This is a genomic window from Streptomyces sp. NBC_00829 (assembly GCF_045161795.1).
Classification (GTDB): Bacteria; Actinomycetota; Actinomycetes; order Streptomycetales; family Streptomycetaceae; genus Streptomyces.
In genome coordinates this window covers 3,267,272-3,289,257 of sequence record NZ_CP108867.1, presented here as the reverse complement: position 1 = coordinate 3,289,257, position 21,986 = coordinate 3,267,272, and the positions used below count along the sequence as shown (strand labels likewise).

General features: G+C 69.1%; 21 protein-coding genes and 1 pseudogene. 11 read left to right on the top strand and 11 right to left on the bottom strand.

Annotation, left to right across the window (positions count from 1 at the left end; genetic code table 11):
• Positions 1 to 12 precede the first annotated feature (12 nt).
• The 6 genes from OG293_RS14020 to OG293_RS13995 form a co-directional block, all read right to left on the bottom strand.
• The gene (locus tag OG293_RS14020) at positions 13 to 1,239 is read right to left on the bottom strand and encodes a M48 family metalloprotease (RefSeq protein ID WP_405999128.1); all 1,227 of its coding nucleotides are present in this window, start codon (positions 1,237 to 1,239) and stop codon (positions 13 to 15) included.
• 42 nt (positions 1,240 to 1,281) lie between these two features.
• Positions 1,282 to 1,779, bottom strand: coding sequence for a Pycsar system effector family protein (locus OG293_RS14015; RefSeq protein WP_405999127.1), 498 nt, complete (start codon positions 1,777 to 1,779; stop codon positions 1,282 to 1,284).
• 13 nt (positions 1,780 to 1,792) lie between these two features.
• Positions 1,793 to 3,211 carry a hypothetical protein gene (locus OG293_RS14010; protein WP_405999126.1) on the bottom strand — a complete coding sequence of 473 codons (1,419 nt, stop codon included), beginning with the start codon at positions 3,209 to 3,211 and terminating at the stop codon, positions 1,793 to 1,795.
• Between the two features lie 29 nt (positions 3,212 to 3,240).
• Positions 3,241 to 5,409, bottom strand: coding sequence for a hypothetical protein (locus OG293_RS14005; protein ID WP_405999125.1), 2,169 nt, complete (start codon positions 5,407 to 5,409; stop codon positions 3,241 to 3,243).
• A complete protein-coding gene (locus tag OG293_RS14000; RefSeq protein ID WP_405999124.1) occupies positions 5,406 to 6,221 on the bottom strand; it encodes a hypothetical protein in 816 nt (271 codons plus the stop codon). Before OG293_RS14000 ends, OG293_RS14005 begins: the two co-directional genes overlap by 4 nt.
• Before the next feature lie 201 nt (positions 6,222 to 6,422).
• Entirely contained in the window at positions 6,423 to 7,139 is a 717-nt protein-coding gene (locus OG293_RS13995) for a Crp/Fnr family transcriptional regulator (protein ID WP_405999123.1), read from the bottom strand.
• 364 nt (positions 7,140 to 7,503) lie between these two features.
• Here OG293_RS13995 and rpsL point away from each other — a divergent pair, with 364 nt between their 5' ends.
• The 4 genes from rpsL (at position 7,504) to tuf (ending at position 11,870) form a co-directional block, all read left to right on the top strand.
• Entirely contained in the window at positions 7,504 to 7,875 is a 372-nt protein-coding gene (gene rpsL, locus OG293_RS13990) for a 30S ribosomal protein S12 (RefSeq protein WP_003948652.1), read from the top strand.
• A 2-nt stretch (positions 7,876 to 7,877) separates the two neighbouring features.
• On the top strand, positions 7,878 to 8,348 hold the full coding sequence (gene rpsG / locus OG293_RS13985; protein ID WP_142214212.1) for a 30S ribosomal protein S7: 471 nt from the start codon (positions 7,878 to 7,880) through the stop codon (positions 8,346 to 8,348).
• Between the two features lie 38 nt (positions 8,349 to 8,386).
• Entirely contained in the window at positions 8,387 to 10,513 is a 2,127-nt protein-coding gene (gene fusA / locus OG293_RS13980; RefSeq protein ID WP_405999122.1) for an elongation factor G, read from the top strand.
• Between the two features lie 163 nt (positions 10,514 to 10,676).
• Entirely contained in the window at positions 10,677 to 11,870 is a 1,194-nt protein-coding gene (tuf, locus tag OG293_RS13975) for an elongation factor Tu (protein ID WP_405999121.1), read from the top strand.
• 113 nt (positions 11,871 to 11,983) lie between these two features.
• On the opposite strand, the gene OG293_RS13970 is transcribed toward tuf, so the two are convergent.
• The 5 genes and pseudogenes from OG293_RS13970 to OG293_RS13950 form a co-directional block, all read right to left on the bottom strand.
• On the bottom strand, positions 11,984 to 14,035 hold the full coding sequence (locus OG293_RS13970; protein WP_406003589.1) for a PIG-L family deacetylase: 2,052 nt from the start codon (positions 14,033 to 14,035) through the stop codon (positions 11,984 to 11,986).
• A gap of 463 nt (positions 14,036 to 14,498) precedes the next feature.
• Positions 14,499 to 15,431: a hypothetical protein gene (locus tag OG293_RS13965; protein WP_405999120.1), complete on the bottom strand. Its 933-nt coding sequence runs from the start codon at positions 15,429 to 15,431 to the stop codon at positions 14,499 to 14,501.
• Positions 15,428 to 16,012 carry a DUF6932 family protein gene (locus OG293_RS13960; RefSeq protein ID WP_405999119.1) on the bottom strand — a complete coding sequence of 195 codons (585 nt, stop codon included), beginning with the start codon at positions 16,010 to 16,012 and terminating at the stop codon, positions 15,428 to 15,430. Before OG293_RS13960 ends, OG293_RS13965 begins: the two co-directional genes overlap by 4 nt.
• Before the next feature lie 242 nt (positions 16,013 to 16,254).
• Positions 16,255 to 16,573 (bottom strand): annotated as a pseudogene (locus OG293_RS13955) (helix-turn-helix domain-containing protein); the annotation flags it as partial.
• 144 nt (positions 16,574 to 16,717) lie between these two features.
• Positions 16,718 to 17,272 carry an ATP-binding protein gene (locus tag OG293_RS13950; protein ID WP_405999118.1) on the bottom strand — a complete coding sequence of 185 codons (555 nt, stop codon included), beginning with the start codon at positions 17,270 to 17,272 and terminating at the stop codon, positions 16,718 to 16,720.
• 154 nt (positions 17,273 to 17,426) lie between these two features.
• Here OG293_RS13950 and OG293_RS13945 point away from each other — a divergent pair, with 154 nt between their 5' ends.
• The 7 genes from OG293_RS13945 to rplB all read left to right on the top strand — a co-directional run bounded on the left by OG293_RS13945 (position 17,427) and on the right by rplB (position 21,985).
• A complete protein-coding gene (locus OG293_RS13945) occupies positions 17,427 to 18,302 on the top strand; it encodes a helix-turn-helix domain-containing protein (protein ID WP_405999117.1) in 876 nt (291 codons plus the stop codon).
• Positions 18,299 to 18,508: a DUF397 domain-containing protein gene (locus tag OG293_RS13940; protein WP_405999116.1), complete on the top strand. Its 210-nt coding sequence runs from the start codon at positions 18,299 to 18,301 to the stop codon at positions 18,506 to 18,508. The genes OG293_RS13945 and OG293_RS13940 overlap by 4 nt, the downstream gene beginning before the upstream one ends.
• 643 nt (positions 18,509 to 19,151) lie before the next feature.
• Positions 19,152 to 19,460: a 30S ribosomal protein S10 gene (rpsJ, locus tag OG293_RS13935; RefSeq protein WP_003948644.1), complete on the top strand. Its 309-nt coding sequence runs from the start codon at positions 19,152 to 19,154 to the stop codon at positions 19,458 to 19,460.
• 14 nt (positions 19,461 to 19,474) lie between these two features.
• Entirely contained in the window at positions 19,475 to 20,119 is a 645-nt protein-coding gene (gene rplC / locus OG293_RS13930; protein WP_360878816.1) for a 50S ribosomal protein L3, read from the top strand.
• Between the two features lie 5 nt (positions 20,120 to 20,124).
• The gene (gene rplD / locus OG293_RS13925) at positions 20,125 to 20,775 is read left to right on the top strand and encodes a 50S ribosomal protein L4 (protein ID WP_405999115.1); all 651 of its coding nucleotides are present in this window, start codon (positions 20,125 to 20,127) and stop codon (positions 20,773 to 20,775) included.
• Positions 20,775 to 21,098, top strand: coding sequence for a 50S ribosomal protein L23 (gene rplW, locus OG293_RS13920; RefSeq protein WP_405999114.1), 324 nt, complete (start codon positions 20,775 to 20,777; stop codon positions 21,096 to 21,098). The genes rplD and rplW overlap by 1 nt, the downstream gene beginning before the upstream one ends.
• Before the next feature lie 50 nt (positions 21,099 to 21,148).
• Positions 21,149 to 21,985, top strand: a complete 837-nt coding sequence (rplB, locus tag OG293_RS13915) for a 50S ribosomal protein L2 (RefSeq protein WP_405999113.1) — start codon at positions 21,149 to 21,151, stop codon at positions 21,983 to 21,985.
• Position 21,986: the final 1 nt, after the last annotated feature.

Sequence of the window (21,986 nt, the reverse complement as noted above, 5' to 3'; positions counted from 1 at the left end):
GCGTACCGCCCCTCAGCCCTGGGGCCGGAGGTACGGCTGCAGCCGATGGAGCCGTGTCGGATAGTCGGGGTGGGTGGAGAGCAGGCGGGCCAGGGTTCCTTCATCGGCGAGCGGCTTCCCCGCGGCCGCGTGCTCCCGGCCCCGGGTCTCCGCGAGGTGCATGGTGTGCAGCACCTCGGCGAGCATCGGCCCGAAGCCGAGGGCCGCCGCGTGCCGGTCGGCACGCAGTTCCGCCCGGCGGCCGACGGCGGCCATCAGATACGGGACGACCAGCAGCACGAGCGGCAGCCCGTACAGCACGGTGATCGTCGCGAACGTGATGCCCGCGATCATGAGCACGAGGAACCCGGTGGCCAGGCGGGAGAAGTAGCCGGCGAGCGTCAGGGAGATGACCACGACGGCCCGGATGACCCGCCAGGCCACCCGGCCCGGCAGGGAGTACCAGTAGCCGAGCAGCGACGACCAGGCGTGGCCGCCGGTGTGGTGGCCGAGCTCATGGGCGAGCACGGCGGCGAGCTGGGCGCTCGGCAGGTGCTCCAGGGCGAACCGGGTGACGCCGACGATATGGCCCGCCGCCGCGTAGGCGTTGAGATCCTCGCTGTCCTCGATCCACAGCTGGTACCGGCGGCCGTCGACGCCCGCGCGTGCGGTCACTTCCCGCCACACCGGCTCCAGACGGGCGGCCTCCTGCGGCAGCGGGCGTTGCAGCCGGAGCAGGTGCCGGGCGAAGAAGTCCTCGGTCGGGCGGTGGAAGACGAGTCCGCCCGAGATCGCCCACGCGGCCGTGGGGAGCCAGTACGGCAGGCCGGTCGCCGCGTCCAGGATTCCGGCGACCATGCCGACGACCAGCAGGCTCATCAGAAAGCCGGGGATGTACAGGAGCAGCTGACCGAGCGCCGTGGCGTCGGTGCCGCGCTGGTAGGCCTTGAAGTGGACCCGGTTGCCGGGGCCGTTCCGGTAGTCGAGGTCGTCGGGTGCGGTCCGGGGCCCCGGCGTGGCCCGGGGCTGCTGCTGGGCGGATATACCGGGCGGGGGCGTGCCCGGCTGGGGGTGCGCGGGGTCGTGCGGGTGGACCGGGGCCTGCGGGTCCGACGGCGGGTGCGTCGCGGCCCCGGGTGAGGAGTGCGATAGCACCGAGGCTCCCGGGTAGAGCGGGGGCGGGGCCGTCGGTCCCTGCTGCGGGTACTGCGGAGGCGGGCCCGAGAAGCCCGGATACCGCGGTTCGGTCGGGTGAGACATGGTCTTCCTTTGCGAAGGGAACGTCAGCGGCGAACAGGGACGTCAGCCGATGAGCAGGGAGGCGGGCAGCAGTACGGCGCCCGCGCAGTAGGCGAGCAGCCCGGTGCGTATCCACTGGTGCTTGCGTGCCGCGATCCGGCTGTTCTCGGTCAGTGCCGCCATGAGCGAGGCGGCCGGGGCGAGCTCGCTCTCGGCGAGCGCCTGCGCGAGCCGGCCCTGACGCACGGCCCGCTGGATGTCACCGAAGTACGACAGGGGCGCTCCCGGTGCCCACCGGCTCCTGGCGTAGCGCGGGAGCACGGCCATCAGCAGCGCCGACAGGGCCAGGCCGAGTGCGGACGTGCCCGACCACCAGGTGATCTCGCCGGGTGGTGACAGGGCGCCTGGGCTCCAGCCCCGCCCCGCGAGCAGCGCGCTGATCACTCCGGCGGTCATACCGAGCGCAGCGACCAGCACGGACGCTTTGTGGTCGGCGCGGGCGATCTCGGACCGCAGATCGTCCAGGAGCCGCACGGCGGCTTCGGTGCCCGGCGTGGTCATGAGGCATCCGCGCTCATGAGGCATCCGGCGCCGGAGCGGTCTCCCGCGGTTGCGGCGGGTCGACGGGTGCGCTGCCATAGCCCGGCGGTGGCTGCCAGCCCGCGAAGGTGCCGTTCACCGGAGGGCGGGGTGGCTGCGGGGGAGGCGGTGGGACGGCGGGTCCCGTGCCCGGCTCCGGTGGCCGTGCCTCCTGCGGCTCGCCGGTCCGCCCGGTCCCGGAATCGGGCTCGGACCCGGGCTCGGACTCGGACTCGGGCTCGGACCCGGACCCGGACCCGGACCCGGCGTCGGCGCCGGCGCCGGGTCCGTGACCTGTGGCTCGGGGCGGAAGCAGGGGCGGCGGCGCACCTCCTGGGGAGACGCCCGGGAGCCGCTGGTTGAGGATGTCGCTCACCGCGCGCAGGGCCAGCTGCTTGGGCCCTTCCAGTTCGTAGTTCTCCGCTCCCTCGCCGCCCAGCAGCTGGCCCACGAGATCCATCTGGGCCTGAATCAGCCGCAGTTGGTCCTCCCGCATGCTGTTCATGACCAGAGCGGAGTCCTCGGGGTGCTGGGCCAGGTGCAGGGCCCATTGATGCACCCCGCCCTGTTGCAGGTGGTACTGGTAGAAGTCGATCTTCTCGGCCTCGATCTGCTGCAGCTCCACCTGCCGGCGGCTCTCCAGCATGGCCTGCTCGTGCTGCCACTGCTGCTGCCGGAGTTCGAGCTCCTGCTGCTGCCGCCCGTATTCCATGGCGCGGCCCAGCTGGAGGACGTCCTGCGCCCTGCTGCGCCGGTCCAGTTCGACGTCGTACTCCATCCCGCGCCGTGCCGTGTGGATCTGTTCCGCGGCGGCATGGTCGATGGCCTGGAGGCGCAGCTGGTGGTCGATGTTCTCCCGGTCCCTGCGCAGCCGTACGGTCCAGGAGACCTTGAGCCCGGCGGTCGAGCCGAGCGCGCCCTGCGCGGCCACCGCCTGGAGCAGTTCTTCCTCGGCGGCGGCGCTGCGGCTGATGGCGTAGCGGCGGGCGACCGGCCGGGCCGCCTGCTCCAGCTCGGACATGAGCAGTCGCGGTACGTCCCGGTGCCCGCCGGCCACGAACCGCGCGGGATCCACGACCTGCCAGGACAGTTCGGCGATCACCCCGAACTCGAAGGCGTCGTTGTCGCTCGGCAGGCTGATCTCCGTACGGAAGGGATGCACGCCCATGTCCACCTCGTACACGGCGGAGTACCGCTTGGCCGCGGCCTCCGCGCGCGAGGGCCGCAGCGGCGGAAGATAGGCGTCGTACGTCCCCTTGACGGTCGCGAAGACCAGGGCGTGGTCGATGCGGGTCAGCGGCCTGCGGGCGAACTCGAACCGCGAGAGCTGGCGCACGGTGAGCACCGGATCGGTCAACTCGGTGTGCCGGTCGGCTGATTGCTCCCATTCGGGCGGGCGGCGGAAGTCGGCCATGCTGGGGATCTCCTTGCGGGCTCTGTGAGTCAGTGGGTCGGCAGAACGGTCAGCAGGCGGCTCGCCGCGGGTGGCGGCGGTTCGCCGTCCTCGCCGGGCATGGTCCGCAACAGATGGTCCAGACGCCGGTGTTCGGCGGCCGTGCCGACCAGCGCGGGCAGCAGCGCGGCGAGCGCCCACTCGGCCGTGGCGTCGCGATCCGCCGCCAGCACCCAGCCGCGCAGCATGTCCAGCGCGTCCCCGGTGTGGGCACGGTCGCCCAGCGCTGCCCGCCACAGGGCCGCGATGTGGGCGGCCGACGGCGTCTGTTCGGTGGCGGCCCGTGCGTAGTGGGCCAGGACCAGGGGCAGGCCGTGGCGTTCGTCTCCCTCGGTCCTGCGGCAGGCCTGGACGAAGCCGCTCAGCGCGAGGTCGAACACGGGCCTGTCGTCGTTGAGGGTTCTGATCAGTTCGGCGAGGACCTGGTCGTCGGCGGGGGACAGGAGCAGCAGCTCGACGGCCTCGGCGAGTTCGGGCGCCATCCGCTCGTCCGGTTTCTCCCGGGTCTGCTGGTGACGGGCGGCGGCGCGCAGCGCGGCGAGGGTTTCCACCGGCCGTTCGTGCCCGATCAGCCCGTGGGTGCGGATCGCCACCCAGCACAGCCGCTGGTTCTCGCTCGCGCACCAGGAGTCGAGAATCCGCGGCACGTTGGGGGTGCCGATGAGGTGGGCGAGGGTGAGCGCGTTGACGGCGACGAGGCGGTGCCGGAAGCGGTTCGACGTGGCCCACGGCTCGATGACCAGGGCCATGGCGGACGGCAGATCGGTGTGGGCGAAGACGGCGACGGTCGCGGCGGCACGGGTGCGCACCAGCGGCCGTCCGTCCTCCGCGAGCCTGCGCAGCCAGCCGACCAGGGCGGGTCTGGCCGAGGGATGTCCGGTCCACACCTCGCGCAGCAGGACGAGTGCGGCACGGTCGTCCTTGTATGCGGCCTTGAGCTGGGTGACCGGCCCCCACTCGGTGTGCTCCTCCTGCGGGTACCGGGTGGCTCTGGCGAGCTGGAGCCGCTTGCCGATGTGGGTGCCGAAGACCGGGACCCGGGGTGGCTGGGCGGGGTTGTCCGTCTTCTGGAGCAGGGCGTAGAGCAGATCGCTCAGTTCCGCGGTCAGGGCGTAGGGCCCACCGTCGAAGGCCGCCAGGGCGAGGAGGAACGCCTTGTCGCGCAGGTGGAGCGAGGTCTCGTCCTCCTCGAACCACTCATGGACCTGGTTCTCCAGGGCCGCCTGTGAGAAGCCCTCGATCTGCCCCTGGTCCGCCTGCCCGGCCGCGTAGTCCATCAGCACCGGGGCGTAGGCGGCTGCCTCGCGCACCTGGTGACTGCGGCCGAGGAACTCCGTCACGGGCGTCATGGACAACAGCTTCCGCACGGTCTCGTCGTCGGACCGGGCCCGCAGGTGCGCCCTGAGGACTTCGGCGGGGGCGGGCGGCTGCCAGTGGGCGACGGAGATGTCCTCCAGGTGGGCCGCGGGCCCCACGGTGATCACCAGATACGCGTCCTTCTCGGCCAGCCTGTCCCGGGCCGCGAGCAGGTCGGCCCAGCGCAGCGGCCGTTCGCGCCCGGTGATCAGGTCGCAGAGCACATGTCCGCCGCTGCCGAGCTGCTGCGCGAGCTCGCCAGGCCGGGGCGCGCGGTCGAGCGCGCGCACGGGGGTGGCTCCCAGGCGGTGCAGCAGCATCAGGGCGGCGGTGCGCCGGCCGGTGAACTGCGGCCCGGAGAGCACCAGGACGCGCTCGGCCCGTAACCGCTCGGTCAGGGCGGCGAATCGGTGCTCGTCGGTCACGAACAGGGCGGTCAGCCGTTCCAGGGTGGCCCGGGGTACCTCGCCCGACGCGTGGGCCGAGGAGGGGCCGCCCAGCTGGTAGAAGATCTCCGTCTTGCTGCCCAGATGGACATTGCCGGTGAACTGGCCGCCGCTGATGCCGTGATGGTCGCCGCCGACGAGCCCTCCGCCGATCCGGGCGTCGCCGATCCGCATGGTCTTCGGGCTGTGGTTGACCAGGTCGCGCCGGGCCGCCCAGGCGGGCTGCGGCTGGTCGGCCTCCTCCTCGCCGGACTGTTCCGCCGCGCCGGATTCGGACGGCGGGCTCCCGTCGTCGGCCGCGGGACCCTCTGTCCCTTCGGTCCGGCCCTGGCCGTCGGCCGGTTCGTCCGCACTCATCGGCCCTCACCCGTGCCCGCGCCGCCGAGGCGCACGTCCGACGTGAAGCGGCCTCCGCTGATGCCGTGATGGTCGCCGCCGACGATTCCGCCGCTGACCCGGACGTCGCCGCCGAAGTCGAACACGGTCCGTGCGGCGGGCGGCCCGCCGTCTGCCGGTCCGGCGCCGGAGCCCCCCTCCGGCTCCGGCGCCGGACTGTCCCCCTTCCCCTTCCCCGCGTTCCCCCGGTCCTCGAAACCTTCCGGCACCGATCCGTGCAGCCATGCCCTGAGCGGCCCGTTCTTGCTTGCCACCGTGATCGCGTGGAACTCCTCCGCCGGGATTCCCGGATGGCTGTGCCGCACGATCCCCTCGTGAACGCCCTGCGACACACAGAGTGCGAAGGCGTCGCTCCGCTCACGCAGTGCCGCTCGCAGCAGTTCGGCGTCGAGGAGCCGGCAGGCGTGGTTCAGGTCGGAGCCGACCCATCCGTCGAGCTCGTCCACGGCGACGTACCCGGTCGCCACGACGGCCCGCAGCCGCATCTGCGCGGAGCTCGACGCCATCCGGTTCACCGCGCGCAGTTGCGCCGGGACCTCGGTGATCAGTGCGCGCAGCAGCGCGGTCACCGAGGCGTTGGCGTCGATGAGTTCCATGACGGAGTCGCCCCGGTCGGCACGCAGCCGGCGGGTCCTGTCGACGCCGGCCGTCTCCAGGGCGCTGTCGGTGATGCCGTAGAGCATGCGGCGCAGGTATGCCTGCTCGACATCGTCCCGGTCGCTGTACTTCTCGATGTCGATGAGGAGGATCGTCCGGCTCACGGGGTCGGTCATGGTGGCCTTTCGTGGTGTGGCGCGGGAAGCGGCAACAGCAGAGTGGGGCTCCGGGGACGACAGCGGTGAGGAACGATGACGCAGTCGGAGTGTGACCGTGTGCACAGAGTCGCTCCTGGGATCTGTGTGAACTCGGAGAGTGATGGAATCCCTGGCGGACCGGGCTGCTGTCCCGGATGCCGTGAGCCTGTGGGTCCGGTGTCAGGCGTCCGGCCGTTCGGCGCGGGCGATCCGGCGGAGCACGTCAGGGCGGGTGATCAGCAGCGCCCGCCGCCCGGTGGTCACCGCATCCCGTGCCCGCAGCTCCTTGAGCAGGCGCTGCACCATCTCCCGGGACGCCCCCACCGACCCGGCCAGCTCCTGTTTGCTCAGGGGTACGGCGAGCTCGATTCCCGCGCCCGTACGGCGGCCATGGGTCCGGGCCAGATCCAGCAGAAGGGCGGCGAAGCGTTCCCTCACACTCATCGAGGCGAACTGAAGTCGGCGGCGGTCGGCCGCGCGGGTCCGGTCGGAGGTGAGCCCGAGGAGGGCGAAGGAGGCGTCGGGGGAGCGGTTGAGGAAGTCCTTGAACCGCTCGTGCTCCACCGCTGTGGCCCGTACCGCCTCCAGTGCGGTCACGGTCGCCGAGCGCGGCCGTCCCGTCAGGGCCGAGGACTCGCCGATGATGTCGCCGGGGCCGCGCAGGGCCAGCAGCGCCTCGTAGCCGTTGGACGCCGAGGCGGTCACCTTCGTCCAGCCGTGTGCGAGAAACAGGACGTGGGCGGAGGGTTCGTGCTGGTGGAGGAGTGCGACACGGGGTGCGAAGCTCAGCTCGCGGCCCAGCGCAAGCAGCGCCTGCCGGTCCCTGGTCTCCAGGCGTGCCAAGAAGGGCACCCTGTCGTCCAGACCCCCGTCGTCGGGTAAGTGCACCGCCGCCATAGCCCCTCGCCCCCCGGTAGTAAAGGCAGACCGGTCAACGTACTGAAGGTGTGGGCGCGGCGGGCCCGAATGGCCGGATCCCCTCACTCATGGGCGATATCCCTGGGCATCGGCCCGGCGTGTCGTGGTCGTCGGCATTTGTTTTGACCGAAGTCCGTGAGGTAGGTACGCTCAGACCTTGTGCCTGGGGTGTGCCTGGGCTCGTGTGCGTGTCCTCAGCCGCATGACGAGTCCGTCAGTAGCCACCGTAATCTGCGCCCCCTTCCCCTCGCGGGGGAGCCTGCAGCATTCGACACACCCGACCGCGTGGGTCGGAGACGTTCCAGGTTAGTTTCACATACGGCACACAGAAACCGGAGAAGTAGTGCCTACGATCCAGCAGCTGGTCCGGAAGGGCCGGCAGGACAAGGTCGAGAAGAACAAGACGCCCGCGCTCGAGGGTTCCCCTCAGCGTCGTGGCGTCTGCACGCGTGTGTTCACGACCACCCCGAAGAAGCCGAACTCGGCCCTGCGTAAGGTCGCGCGTGTGCGTCTGACCTCTGGCATCGAGGTCACGGCTTACATCCCGGGTGAGGGACACAACCTGCAGGAGCACTCCATCGTGCTCGTGCGTGGTGGCCGTGTGAAGGACCTGCCGGGTGTTCGTTACAAGATCATCCGCGGTTCCCTGGACACCCAGGGCGTCAAGAACCGCAAGCAGGCCCGCAGCCGCTACGGCGCCAAGAAGGAGAAGTAAGAATGCCTCGTAAGGGCCCCGCCCCGAAGCGCCCGGTCATCATCGACCCGGTTTACGGTTCTCCTCTGGTGACCTCGCTCATCAACAAGATTCTGCTCAACGGCAAGCGTTCCACCGCTGAGCGCATCGTCTACGGCGCCATGGAAGGCCTCCGCGAGAAGACCGGCAACGACCCGGTCATCACGCTGAAGCGCGCCCTCGAGAACGTCAAGCCGACGCTCGAGGTCAAGTCCCGCCGTGTCGGTGGCGCCACCTACCAGGTGCCGATCGAGGTCAAGCCCGGTCGTGCCTCCACCCTCGCGCTGCGCTGGGTCGTGGGTTACTCCCGCGCCCGTCGTGAGAAGACCATGACCGAGCGCCTCATGAACGAGCTGATGGACGCTTCCAACGGTCTTGGCGCTTCGGTCAAGAAGCGTGAGGACACGCACAAGATGGCCGAGTCCAACAAGGCCTTCGCGCACTACCGCTGGTAGTCGCTACCCACATCGAGACCGAGAGAAGATTGAGCCTTATGGCCACCACTTCGCTTGACCTGGCCAAGGTCCGCAATATCGGGATCATGGCCCACATCGACGCGGGCAAGACGACGACCACCGAGCGCATCCTGTTTTACACCGGTGTGAGCTACAAGATCGGTGAGGTCCACGACGGCGCTGCCACGATGGACTGGATGGAGCAGGAGCAGGAGCGCGGCATCACGATCACGTCCGCCGCGACGACCTGTCACTGGCCGCTCGAGGACGTCGATCACACCATCAACATCATCGACACCCCGGGTCACGTGGACTTCACGGTCGAGGTGGAGCGTTCGCTCCGCGTCCTCGACGGTGCCGTCACCGTGTTCGACGGTGTGGCCGGTGTTGAGCCGCAGTCCGAGACGGTGTGGCGTCAGGCCGACCGTTACGGCGTGCCCCGTATCTGCTTCGTCAACAAGCTCGACCGCACCGGCGCCGAGTTCCACCGCTGTGTCGACATGATCGTGGACCGCCTCGGCGCGACCCCGATCGTGATGCAGCTGCCGATCGGTGCCGAGGCCGACTTCAAGGGCGTCGTCGACCTCGTTCGTATGAAGGCTCTTGTCTGGTCCGCCGAGGCCACCAAGGGCGAGATGTACGACGTCGTCGACATCCCGGCCACGCACACCGAGGCCGCCGAGGAGTGGCGCGGCAAGCTGGTCGAGACCGTCGCCGAGAACGACGAAGAGGTCATGGAGCTGTACCTGGAGGGCGTCGAGCCCACCGAGGAGCAGCTGTACGCCGCGATCCGTCGTATCACCATCGCCTCCGGCAAGGGCGGCGGCACGACCGTCACCCCGGTGTTCTGCGGTACCGCCTTCAAGAACAAGGGTGTTCAGCCGCTGCTCGACGCGGTCGTGCGCTACCTGCCTTCTCCCCTGGACGTCGAGGCCATCGAAGGCCACGACGTGAAGGACCCGGAGACGGTCGTCAAGCGCAGGCCGTCCGACGACGAGCCGCTGTCCGCCCTGGCCTTCAAGATCGCGAGCGACCCGCACCTGGGCAAGCTCACCTTCATCCGGGTCTACTCGGGTCGCCTGGAGTCCGGCACCGCTGTGCTGAACCCCACCAAGGGCAAGAAGGAGCGCATCGGCAAGATCTACCGCATGCACGCGAACAAGCGTGAGGAGATCGAGTCGGTGGGCGCCGGCGACATCGTCGCCGTCATGGGCCTGAAGCAGACCACCACCGGTGAGACGCTGTGCGACGACAAGAACCCGGTGATCCTGGAGTCCATGGACTTCCCGGCGCCGGTCATCCAGGTCGCGATCGAGCCCAAGTCCAAGGGTGACCAGGAGAAGCTGGGTGTTGCCATCCAGCGTCTCGCGGAGGAGGACCCCTCCTTCCAGGTTCACTCCGACGAGGAGACCGGCCAGACCATCATCGGTGGTATGGGCGAGCTTCACCTTGAGGTGCTCGTCGACCGCATGCGGCGCGAGTTCCGCGTCGAGGCGAACGTCGGCAAGCCGCAGGTCGCCTACCGCGAGACGATCCGCAAGGCCGTCGAGCGTATCGACTACACGCACAAGAAGCAGACCGGTGGTACCGGTCAGTTCGCGAAGGTGCAGATCGCGCTGGAGCCCATCGAGGGCGGCGACGCGACCTACGAGTTCGTGAACAAGGTCACGGGTGGCCGCATCCCCCGTGAGTACATCCCGTCGGTTGACGCGGGTGCGCAGGAGGCCATGCAGTTCGGCATCCTGGCCGGCTACGAGATGGTGGGCGTCCGCGTCACCCTTCTCGACGGCGGCTACCACGAGGTCGACTCCTCCGAGCTGGCGTTCAAGATCGCCGGTTCGCAGGCGTTCAAGGAGGGTGCCCGCAAGGCGTCCCCCGTGCTGCTCGAGCCGATGATGGCCGTCGAGGTCACCACGCCCGAGGACTACATGGGCGATGTCATCGGTGACCTCAACTCCCGCCGTGGCCAGATCCAGGCCATGGAGGAGCGCAGCGGCGCACGCGTCGTGAAGGGCCTCGTGCCCCTCTCGGAGATGTTCGGCTACGTCGGAGACCTCCGCAGCAAGACCTCGGGTCGCGCAAGCTACTCGATGCAGTTCGACTCCTACGCCGAGGTTCCGCGGAACGTCGCCGAGGAGATCATCGCGAAGGCCAAGGGCGAGTAACTCTCCCGAGTTCACGCTTTAGGCTTGTCACCGGAGCCTGCCGGGGCATTCCAGCCGTTACATATGTAATTGTGCGGGAATGCCCCCGGGCCCCGGCATCCCAGCAAAGATCACCTGGCGCCGATGAAGCAAGGCGTACAGAACCACTCCACAGGAGGACCCAGTGGCGAAGGCGAAGTTCGAGCGGACTAAGCCGCACGTCAACATCGGCACCATCGGTCACATTGACCACGGTAAGACGACCCTCACGGCCGCCATTACCAAGGTGCTGCACGACGCGTACCCGGACCTGAACGAGGCCTCGGCCTTCGACCAGATCGACAAGGCTCCTGAGGAGCGCCAGCGCGGTATCACCATCTCCATCGCGCACGTCGAGTACCAGACCGAGTCGCGTCACTACGCGCACGTCGACTGCCCCGGTCACGCGGACTACATCAAGAACATGATCACGGGTGCCGCGCAGATGGACGGCGCGATCCTCGTGGTTGCCGCCACCGACGGCCCGATGCCGCAGACCAAGGAGCACGTGCTCCTGGCCCGCCAGGTCGGCGTTCCCTACATCGTTGTCGCCCTGAACAAGGCCGACATGGTGGACGACGAGGAGATCCTGGAGCTCGTCGAGCTCGAGGTCCGTGAGCTCCTCTCCGAGTACGAGTTCCCGGGCGACGACCTTCCCGTCGTCAAGGTCTCGGCGCTCAAGGCTCTCGAGGGCGACAAGGAGTGGGGCCAGTCGGTCCTGAACCTGATGGCCGCCGTCGACGAGGCGATCCCGCAGCCCGAGCGTGACGTCGACAAGCCGTTCCTGATGCCGATCGAGGACGTCTTCACGATCACCGGTCGTGGCACCGTCGTCACCGGTCGTATCGAGCGTGGTGTCCTCAAGGTCAACGAGACCGTCGACATCGTCGGCATCAAGACCGAGAAGACCACCACCACGGTCACGGGCATCGAGATGTTCCGCAAGCTGCTCGACGAGGGCCAGGCCGGTGAGAACGTCGGTCTGCTCCTCCGTGGCATCAAGCGCGAGGACGTCGAGCGCGGCCAGGTCATCATCAAGCCGGGTTCGGTTACGCCGCACACCAGCTTCGAGGCCCAGGCCTACATCCTGTCGAAGGACGAGGGTGGCCGTCACACCCCCTTCTTCAACAACTACCGCCCGCAGTTCTACTTCCGTACCACGGACGTGACCGGCGTCGTGACCCTCCCCGAGGGCACCGAGATGGTCATGCCGGGCGACAACACCACCATGACCGTCGAGCTGATCCAGCCCGTCGCCATGGAGGAGGGCCTCAAGTTCGCCATCCGTGAGGGTGGCCGGACCGTCGGCGCCGGCCAGGTCATCAAGATCAACAAGTAATTGCTGATCTGACCTGGTTGCTCCTGGAGCATCAGCGAGGGCCCCGCACTTCGGTGCGGGGCCCTTTGCCTGTCCGTGCGGCGTCCGCACGCGTCCACGCGCGTCCGTACGCGTCACCCTGCCGTGCCCGACCCCGGTGACCAGGTCCACGGATGCGCGTCCGCGCCCAGGCCCACGACGGTGGTGCCCGAACGGCCCGTGCGCACGGTGGCCGAGCCGAGGGGTGGCGCACCCCGAGTGCGTGTCAGGAGCCTTCTGCCGGTGCGGAGTTGGAGCCGGCCATGGGTGTCCCTGCCCAGCAGCAGCGGGCCGCCGGGGCCCGGTGCCGCGGTGAGCGGGCCGTAGCCTTCGAAGCCCGCCTTGCGGGGCCGCGCGGGCGCTTTGCCCGGGCGGACCGCGATGACGGACGCGTCGGCCGGACCCCGGTAGAAGAGTTCGATGCCGCCGTCGCCGGTCGGGACCGGGGCGACCGGGTCGCCGGGTACGGGAAGGCCGCCGTCCGGACCGAACGTCAGCGGCAGGCCCATCGTCTCCTGCGTCCAGTGGTGCACGCCCGTCCGCCCGGCGCCGAAGACATGCACGCGGCCCGCGCCGTCCAGGACCGTTGTGAGGCCGTCCTGGACCTCCGCGCCGCCGAGGTCGCGCCAGCGGTCCCAGCGGCCGTCGGTGTCCCGCACACGGGTGCTGATGCCCTTGTCGGCGTTGCGGACGAAGAGGTGGACCCGGCCGTCGGGGGACGCGACCGAGACCGGGACGCCGATGCGGCGGCCGCGGTCGTCGTCGCGCTCGGGACTGCCGAGCCCCTTCCAGGCGAGGAAGGCGCCGCCGGGGGTGCCCTGCTCCAGGAGGACTATCTCGCGGCGGTTGTCCTCGCCGCGGCCCCCCAGACCGGCGAAGCGCAGGGCGAACAGCAGGTGACGGCCGTCCTTCAGGGTGGCCGCGCCGAGCGCCGGGGCGAGCGGGCCTCCGCCGAGGTCGTCCGGGGCGCCCCACTGGCCGCTGCCGGGCCGGGTCTCGCGCCAGCGGACCGTGCGCAGTCCCAGCACGCCGTACGCGACCAGCCGGCCGGACGCCTCGGCACTCACGACGGGCCCGGCGCCCGGGTAGCGGTAGTGGGTGGAGCGGACCCAGCCCTTCTTGTTCGTGAGCGGGCGGACGCCGCCGACGTTGTAGTCGCCGCAGCCTGACGGGTTGCCGCAGTCCCAGTCGGGAGAGCCGCCGTACGGCACGAGGTGCGCTGCCTTCTCGCGGAGCACGCCGTACGGCAGGTTCTTCGGCCAGTGGCGGTTGTAGTAGCCGCGGTAGGCGGTGGCGACGAAGGCGGGCACGTGGCCGCCCCCCTCGGTCGCCGTGGCCACCCGGCGGACCATGGCGGCCCAGCTGAAGCACGCCACGGCCGTGTGGTCGGCATGGTCCGAGTAGCCGCGCTGCTCGCTGTCCTTCTTGCGGGTCTGCTCGTCGCTCTGCTGGATGTCCGGGTCCGGGTCCAGGGTCTGGATCACGGTCGGCCGGTACCGCTCCATGAGGCCGGCGAGGACGTCGACGAGCGCGTCGTAGTCGTACGGGACGCTCTCGCGCATCGGGGAGCCGGCGGCGACGATGGTGCGCAGGTGCAGCGAGCGGTCCCGCCACAGGCCGGGGAGGGCGCTGTAGCTCCGCCTGGAGTGCATGGGGAGGTTCAGAAAGATCAGCTCGACGCTGCGGAAGCCGTCGGAGAGGGTGTTGATCTCGGCCGCTCGGCCGCCGTGCAGCGCGACGACGCCCCTGGACCACTCGGCGAAGACGTCGAGCCCGAGCAGGGCCGCGTAGGCCTGGCGCAGGCCCTGGTGGCGGGCGGAGGCGTACGCGGCCCTGTCGCCGGTCACGTCGCCGCCCCCGGGTATGTGGTTCCTGCCGTCGTGCTCGCCCGCGGTGACGTAGACGCAGACCACCGGGACCCCGGCGTCCAGCATCCGCTGGGTGTCGGGGTTCATGAAGAACAGATCGTCGTCCGGGTGGGCCAGTATCTGCATCAGCCGCGCCCGACGGGAGCCGGTGATGGGCATGCCGGGTGCCGGGTCGGCGGTGGGGTTCGGGCCGCGCGGGGCCGGCACGGAGCAGAAGACCAGTGCGCCTGACGCTGCGAGGGCGGCCAGCGCGGCGACGATGCTGCGTCTGTGCGGCAGCCGTCCGCCGGTGGTGGCCGCAGTGTCACCGGATTCCCCGCACGCGGGTATGTGCTCGCCCCCTGCGCGCGCGGCCGTGGGCAGCGCGCGGACAGCTCCGTTGCTCACGTGTGCACCGTCCGCTTCCCCCCGCAGCGGTCGGGCCGCGCCCCCGTCTGCGTACTGTGATTCCCTCAGCTGGCGGAAAGGTGTTCGGAGCCCGCTCTCCGCAGTCAGCTAGACGGAAAATGGGCGGCGGGGGTTGCCAGCGCGTTCATCTGGTGTTCCCTCCTCAGGAGGACCAGCGCAGCGTCGGGACCTCGCCGCCGTCCAGCGGTCCAGCCGATGCCGGGCAGACCTCGCAGCCAGCGGCCCATCACAGCACGGGTGGGACCGGAATCCCCAATCCCATAGGACCGTGACGCCTCGGCCCCGGCCCAGACACCGCGCGTACGCATGGTGTCGCACCGTGCACGGCTCGCGTCTACGGTTCGAGTGGGAGTGACGTCTGTTCCGCCGCCGGTCCCAGGTAGGTGTACTCGGTGGACCGGGCGATGCCCATGGAGTCCAGCTGTTGCCTGAATCGGACGCGGAAATGGACGTTGTCCCCCAATCCGGGGCGCATGCGGAGCAGTTCCCCGGGCTCCTCGAAGCGGACATCGTAGGCAGGCGCGTTCTTCGCGGTGCCCGTCTTCACTTTCACCAAGCCGCTTTCCCGCAGCTCGGTGACCCTTCCGGAGATGGTGATCTCCTGGTCGCGGTCCTTTGTCTCCCGGAGCCGTTTCATATAGTGCCTGCCCCGCTCGGTCAGCCGGGCACGACGCAAACCGCCGTGGGCGTCGTACCAGGTCACCCCGAGATTCAGTTCGTATCGGCTCAGTGCCCGGGACACCGCTTCGACCGCGTCGAAGAGCTTCACCCATTCGCGGACGTCGCGTTCTGATTCCAGAGCGTCGAGCAGTGTGGTGAGAGTGCCGAGCCCCGTGGCAACGGCCGATGTGGGGGAAACGTCCAGGCCGCCGGGTGCGGCCGAGTCGACCGGAACGGTGACCGGTCGCGCGTGCACGACGGTACTGCCGGCGGAGATGCCGGTGAGTTCCAGCTGCACCGGAGTGCCTGCGGCCACGGAAACCATGTGCTCCACGGGTTCGAGCAGCGCGTCACCCCACTTGAAGCGGAGAGCGCCGCCGGCAGCGGCTGGTCCGGTCAACCGGAGTTGGAGTTCCTCTTCGAGCCGTGCGTCCGGAGCGTACTCGCGTGCCGCGGCCAGACGGCTCGCGCGGTGTTCGGCCTCGATCTCCTCGTCGTCCCGGTCCTCGGCGCCCAACGCGTCGAGCAGCCGCGCGGCACGCTCCGTCTCGGCGGAGTCGTCTCCCGCGAGCGCGCGCCTGCGCTCGCGCCAGCTGTCGCCGGTCACAGTCGCACCTCCAGATAACCGCGTGCCGGGGCGGCACTCTCTTCGGTCGGAGAGCGGTCGTCCTGATCGTGCAGTCGGCAGCGCTGCCACCAGTCGTCCCACACACCCCGTTGTGTGAAGTATGTCTGTTCGTCGGGCGTGAAGCGGTCCGGCTCGAAGATATGCGCAACGGGTCGGTACCCGATGCGAAGCGGCGAGACGCCGAACTTCTCCCTCATCCTGGCCCGGCTCTGAAAGGCGGTGGTCAGCCATTTCGAGCCCGGCTTTCCCCGTACGACACGTTCTGCACGCGTGTCGACCAGGACAGTGGCGTCGATGTTCCGGGGGTCGAGTTTGGTGCTGACGAAGCTGCCGCCCAGCCACAGCCTGTGGATAACGGGGAAGCCCCCGAGGGCGCCCGCGTAGGTGTCCTCAAGCGTGAGGAAGGGGTCGAGATAGTCGTGGAGGCCGTCCCACAGGTCTGTGCGAGTTGAGGAGTCCTCGAACTCTGGGGCGCTGACCAGCATCTCCTCCGCCTCATCGAAAGAAATGGAGTACCGGCCCAGCGGAAGATATCCGTTTGCGGCGAAAGAGGGCAGCACGTGAGTCCTGTCGAGTGCGGGGGAAACGACCTCATAGCGGTCATGGCGGGGCAGTACGGGTCATCCTGCCGATACGGTCTCGGCGGCGCTGGGGAATCCGCGGAAACCGCCCACTGACGCGCACGCCCGGCAGCTACCTGGTTCCGGGCCGCGGAAGGCGCGGTCGCAGCTGTCGCAGTTGCGGAGAGGGTGCCTGACGGACGGAGGCGATTCGGGAGCCCGGTAGCGGCGGAAGCAGGGCGAGCCATGGGTCTCCAGCTCGCGTAAGGCGGCGGCGATACGGGTCGGGCCTTCGGGGAAGCGGGAGGCGAGGGTCTTGATGCCCGCGCGGGCGCCGCTGGGGAGCGACTGGATGTGAACGGCGAGTCCGATGGCCAGAGCAGACAGCTCCGGGTGCTGGGCGAGGTGGTTGCCGATCACCGTGAAGCGGGTGGTGTGGCGTGAGTTGTCGTGGGTGACACCGCCCGGGTGGGTGTTCGCGCGGGCGTTCCGGGGCGGGTGGTTTTTGCCCGTGGGACGGGTCTGGGCGTGCGGGCGCACGCTAGGGTTCTGCGTATCCATCGGGAAGGTGCTTCTTCCTCTGTGGTCAGGCCCTCGCACTGGGATTGCAGTCCCGGCGGGGGCCGTCGCATGTCTGCGGTTGTGTTGTGTCGCGCTGAGCGTAGAGCAGCCAACCTGTCCCGAAGCCAGCCGAGTTGATGATGTTCACCCGCCCGAGTGAGCACCCGCCGTGGGCGGGAGGGGCGGGGCTTGGTGAGGTTTCTTTCCCTCTCGTGGTTCTTTGGGAAGAGCGCCAGGCCCACCGGAACACATGGCGTCAGTCTTCGGTGGGTGCGGTGCCACGTCGAGTTCCGCCCAAACGGTTTTGCGGGGGACGGGGCCCAGTGCGACGCCCCAGCGGTCCGCGAGGGCATCGACGAGGAGCAGGCCGCGTCCGGACTCGGTGTCGGGGGACGAGGGGCGGCGGCGCGGGAGGTCGTCACCGCGTGTGTCCGTCACCTCGATGCGGAGGGTCTCGCTGCGGGCCAGGAGCGCGAGACGGAAGTCCCGCCCGGGGAAGCGGCCGTGGGTGGCGGCGTTCGTGGCGAGTCCGACGACCAGGCGCTCCGCGGTCTCGGTGACGCCGTACGGCAGGTCCCAGGTACGCAGCCACTCAGTGCCCAGGAGCCGGGCGAGGCGGGGGCCGCGTCGTGTGGGCGACAGCAGGACGCCAAAGTGACGGGTGGGGGTGTCGAGGCGGGTGGACTTTTCCTTGTTCACGTCATTGAGCATGGCGGCGCGTGCTTACCGTGAACAGTGACGACGCCGATGCGTACGGTGACTGTCCGGAGCTTGTCCGCTGCTGTCCGGGCTGTCGGAACCGGGCCTATGGGTACGGGCGTTGCGGCATGGCGGTACGACGGAGGGGTGCGGTATGTCGGTGGACGGCGAGGTACGACAGCTCATGAGCGAGGCGGACGAGCCGGGTTGGGAGGTCGACCCGGACGACGACTGGGGAGTGGCGGTCGTCGCGACCGTAGGGCGGCAGCTCAGGCTGCGGCGGGAGGCGGTGGGGATGCGGGCCGCCGAGTTCGGGGCGGCGGTGGGGTACGGGGAGGACCTGGTCTACAAGATCGAGGGTGGAAGGAGGATTCCCCGGGCCGAGTATCTGGACAGGGCGGACGAGGTGTTGGGGGCGGGTGGGTTGCTCTCGGCGATGAAGGAGGATGTGGCGAAGGTCCGGTATCCGAAGAAGGTTCGGGAACTGGCCAAGTTGGAGGCGCAGGCGGTCGAGATCGGTGTGTACGAGAGCATCAGCATCAACGGCCTGTTGCAGACTCCCGATCATGCACGAGCGCTGTTCGAGTCGTGGCAGCCTGCGTACTCGCCGGAGGATGTGGAGCGCCTGGTGGCCGCCAGGGTGGGCCGACAGTCAGTCTTCGAGCGCTCGCCCGTACCAGCGCTCAGCTTCGTGCAGGAGGAGGCGACGCTCCGGCGCCCTGTCGGAGGCACAATGGTGTGGCGGCAGCAGCTTGAACGCCTGCTGGAAGTAGGGCGGTTGCGCAACGTCACGCTGCAAGTGATGCCGACGAGCAGCGATGCCCATCCCGGCCTCAACGGGAGGATCGAGGTGCTGAAGTTCGAGGACGGAACGGCGACGGGGCGCTCGGATAGTGCGTTCAACGGTCGACCGACCTCGGATCCCAAGCAGATCCGGATCCTTGAACTGAGGTATGGCACCATCCGGGCTCAGGCGCTCCCACCACGGGAGTCACTGGCCTTCGTCGAGCAAGTGCTGGGAGAAACATGATCCGCAAGGCCTCTGTCGGGGACGCCTCCGAACTGGCGTGGTTCAAGAGCAGCTACAGCAGCGGCCCCGAAGGGGACTCCTGTGTCGAGATTGCCCCCGCCCCCGAGGCCGTGCTCATCCGCGACTCGAAGAACATAGGCGGCCCCAAGCTCGCGCTTACGCGGGAGGCGTGGGCGGACTTCGTGAGGTACGCGTCGGGAAGTTGATCCCTCACCTCCTCACACCCGCGCCTGGTTGACACCGGGGAACGGGGTGCTTTGGCGTCTGGACTCAGAACAGGGCGCCAGGCTCGGGGACGGCGTGACCAGGTGAATAGTGGCGGCCTCGGCGGCACGCGCGGGATCGTCACTGACCGCGGTCGAGCGGACGACGTCGGTGACCACCCAGGGGCGGTGGCGGCCGGTGACGCGTTGGCCAGGGGCCCGCGCCCCGGAATCCTGCGCCCCGGGTTTGACGCACGACCCCCTGGGGGTACTCTCTTCCGCCCGATTGGCCAGGGCTCTGCCGCCTATGGCACACTAGCCAGGTTGCTCGGTTGAGTGCCGATGCTGCGCGCCTCCCGCCGGGAGGACCGGAAGCGAGTCCCACAGTACTCGTCGCCCCATCTGCCGTAAGGCAGCGCTGGAGCGGACGTACGGGAATCTTCCGGGAAGTGTCAGCGGGGTACCGGCCAGGCACTCGGTGGGTGTTCTCCCCCGATGCGCGGCTGCGGCCCGCACCCCCTTGGTTGGGAAATCCTTCGGGAGATCTTCGTAGAGGGAGTGCGACACGCCCGACCGCGGGGGTCGGAGAAGAACGCAGTACCCGCCGAGTTCCGGAGCGTTTCGAGAGACAGGACTACTAGTAGCCATGGCGGGACAGAAGATCCGCATCCGGCTCAAGGCCTACGACCACGAGGTCATCGATTCCTCGGCGAAGAAGATCGTCGAGACGGTGACCCGCACTGGTGCGTCGGTCGCGGGCCCGGTGCCGCTGCCCACTGAGAAGAACGTGTACTGCGTCATCAAGTCGCCGCACAAGTACAAGGACTCGCGCGAGCACTTCGAGATGCGCACGCACAAGCGCTTGATCGACATCCTCGACCCGACGCCCAAGACCGTTGACTCGCTGATGCGCCTGGACCTTCCGGCCGGCGTTGACATCGAGATCAAGCTCTGAGAGGCGCGGAGAAGATGGCAAAGCAGATCAAGGGCGTCCTGGGCGAGAAGCTCGGCATGACCCAGGTCTGGGACGAGAACAACCGTGTCGTCCCGGTGACCGTTGTCAAGGCCGGGCCCTGCGTCGTTACCCAGGTCCGTACGAATGACTCCGACGGCTACGAGTCGGTCCAGATCGCCTTCGGCGAGATCGACCCTCGCAAGGTGAACAAGCCCCTCAAGGGCCACTTCGCCAAGGCCGACGTGACCCCCCGCCGCCACCTGGTGGAGCTCCGCACTCCTGACGCCAGCGAGTACACGCTCGGCCAGGAGATCACTGCCGAGGTGTTCGAGTCCGGCGTCAAGGTTGACGTCACGGGCAAGAGCAAGGGCAAGGGCTTCGCCGGTGTCATGAAGCGTCACAACTTCAAGGGCCTCGGCGCCGGTCACGGCACCCAGCGCAAGCACCGCTCTCCCGGCTCCATCGGTGGCTGCGCCACCCCGGGCCGTGTGTTCAAGGGCCTCCGCATGGCGGGCCGTATGGGCAACGAGCGGGTCACCACCCAGAACCTGACCGTTCACGCCGTTGACGCGGAGAAGGGCCTGCTCCTGATCAAGGGCGCGGTTCCTGGTCCGAACGGCGGCCTGGTCCTGGTCCGCACTGCGGCCAAGGGGGCCTGAGGACTATGAGCACCATTGACATTCTGTCGCCCGCGGGCGACAAGTCCGGGACCGTCGAGCTCCCGGCCGAGATCTTCGACGCCAAGGTCAGCATCCCGCTGATCCACCAGGTCGTCGTCGCGCAGCTGGCTGCCGCCCGTCAGGGCACGCACAAGGTCAAGACGCGTGGCGAGGTCCGTGGTGGTGGCAAGAAGCCGTACCGCCAGAAGGGCACCGGCCGCGCGCGCCAGGGTTCGACCCGTGCGCCGCAGTTCGCCGGCGGTGGCGTCGTCCACGGCCCCGTGCCGCGTGACTACTCGCAGCGGACCCCGAAGAAGATGAAGGCCGCCGCCCTGCGCGGTGCCCTCTCCGACCGGGCCCGTCACTCCCGCATCCACGTCGTCTCCGGCGTGGTCGAGGGCGCGATCTCCACCAAGGCCGCGAAGACGCTGTTCGGCAAGATCAGTGAGCGCAAGAACCTGCTCCTGATCGTCGACCGCAGCGACGAGGCCGCGTGGCTCTCCGCCCGCAACCTGCCCCAGGTGCACATCCTGGAGCCGGGCCAGCTGAACACGTACGACGTGCTCGTCTCCGACGACGTGGTCTTCACCAAGGCCGCCTTCGAGTCCTTCGTGTCTGGCCCCAAGGCCGATGAGACCGAAGGGAGCGACGCCTGATGTCCGAGGCGACCGTAACCAGCAAGACCTACACGGACCCGCGCGACGTTCTCGTCAAGCCGGTGGTGTCCGAGAAGAGCTACGCCCTGCTCGACGAGAACAAGTACACGTTCATCGTCGCGCCGGGCTCCAACAAGACCCAGATCAAGCAGGCCGTCGAGGCGGTCTTCTCGGTCAAGGTCACCGGGGTCAACACGATCAACCGTCAGGGCAAGCGCAAGCGCACCCGTACCGGTTTCGGCAAGCGCGCCAACACCAAGCGCGCCATCGTGACCCTTGCCGAGGGCGACCGTATCGACATCTTCGGCGGCCCGACCTCCTGACGGAGGTCGAGTCGTCCAGGATCCGGAATTCTTCCGAGGACTGAGAGAACATGGGTATCCGCAAGTACAAGCCGACGACCCCGGGCCGTCGTGGCTCCAGCGTCGCCGACTTTGTCGAGATCACGCGGTCCACGCCGGAGAAGTCGCTGGTCCGCCCCCTGCACAGCAAGGGCGGCCGTAACAACACCGGTCGTGTGACCGTCCGTCACCAGGGCGGTGGCCACAAGCGCGCCTACCGCGTGATCGACTTCCGTCGTCACGACAAGGACGGCGTTCCGGCCAAGGTCGCTCACATCGAGTACGACCCGAACCGCACCGCGCGCATCGCGCTCCTGCACTACGCAGACGGCGAGAAGCGCTACATCATCGCGCCGCGTGGCCTGTCGCAGGGCGACCGTGTCGAGAACGGCCCCGCCGCCGACATCAAGCCCGGCAACAACCTGGCGCTGCGCAACATCCCGGTCGGTACGACCATCCACGCCATCGAGCTGCGGCCCGGCGGCGGCGCGAAGTTCGCCCGCTCCGCGGGTACCTCCGTGCAGCTGCTGGCGAAGGAGGGCTCCATGGCCCACCTTCGTATGCCGTCGGGTGAGATCCGCCTGGTCGACGTCCGCTGCCGCGCCACCATCGGCGAGGTCGGCAACGCCGAGCAGTCGAACATCAACTGGGGCAAGGCCGGCCGTCTGCGCTGGAAGGGCGTTCGCCCGACCGTCCGCGGTGTCGCCATGAACCCGGTCGACCACCCGCACGGTGGTGGTGAGGGCAAGACCTCCGGTGGTCGCCACCCGGTCAGCCCGTGGGGTCAGAAGGAGGGTCGTACTCGCTCGCCGAAGAAGGCATCGAGCAAGTACATCGTCCGCCGCCGCAAGACGAACAAGAAGCGCTAGG

Coding starts and splice junctions, on each gene's coding strand:
- rplW (WP_405999114.1), top strand. CDS start 20,775: ATGTCCGAGGCGACCGTAACCAGCAAGACCTACACGGACCCGCGCGAC.
- OG293_RS13995 (WP_405999123.1), bottom strand. CDS start 7,139: ATGGCGGCGGTGCACTTACCCGACGACGGGGGTCTGGACGACAGGGTG.
- OG293_RS13940 (WP_405999116.1), top strand. CDS start 18,299: ATGATCCGCAAGGCCTCTGTCGGGGACGCCTCCGAACTGGCGTGGTTC.
- OG293_RS14005 (WP_405999125.1), bottom strand. CDS start 5,409: ATGAGTGCGGACGAACCGGCCGACGGCCAGGGCCGGACCGAAGGGACA.
- rplC (WP_360878816.1), top strand. CDS start 19,475: ATGGCAAAGCAGATCAAGGGCGTCCTGGGCGAGAAGCTCGGCATGACC.
- fusA (WP_405999122.1), top strand. CDS start 8,387: ATGGCCACCACTTCGCTTGACCTGGCCAAGGTCCGCAATATCGGGATC.
- rpsJ (WP_003948644.1), top strand. CDS start 19,152: ATGGCGGGACAGAAGATCCGCATCCGGCTCAAGGCCTACGACCACGAG.
- rpsG (WP_142214212.1), top strand. CDS start 7,878: ATGCCTCGTAAGGGCCCCGCCCCGAAGCGCCCGGTCATCATCGACCCG.
- rplD (WP_405999115.1), top strand. CDS start 20,125: ATGAGCACCATTGACATTCTGTCGCCCGCGGGCGACAAGTCCGGGACC.
- OG293_RS14015 (WP_405999127.1), bottom strand. CDS start 1,779: ATGACCACGCCGGGCACCGAAGCCGCCGTGCGGCTCCTGGACGATCTG.
- OG293_RS14000 (WP_405999124.1), bottom strand. CDS start 6,221: ATGACCGACCCCGTGAGCCGGACGATCCTCCTCATCGACATCGAGAAG.
- rplB (WP_405999113.1), top strand. CDS start 21,149: ATGGGTATCCGCAAGTACAAGCCGACGACCCCGGGCCGTCGTGGCTCC.
- OG293_RS14010 (WP_405999126.1), bottom strand. CDS start 3,211: ATGGCCGACTTCCGCCGCCCGCCCGAATGGGAGCAATCAGCCGACCGG.
- OG293_RS13945 (WP_405999117.1), top strand. CDS start 17,427: ATGTCGGTGGACGGCGAGGTACGACAGCTCATGAGCGAGGCGGACGAG.
- OG293_RS14020 (WP_405999128.1), bottom strand. CDS start 1,239: ATGTCTCACCCGACCGAACCGCGGTATCCGGGCTTCTCGGGCCCGCCT.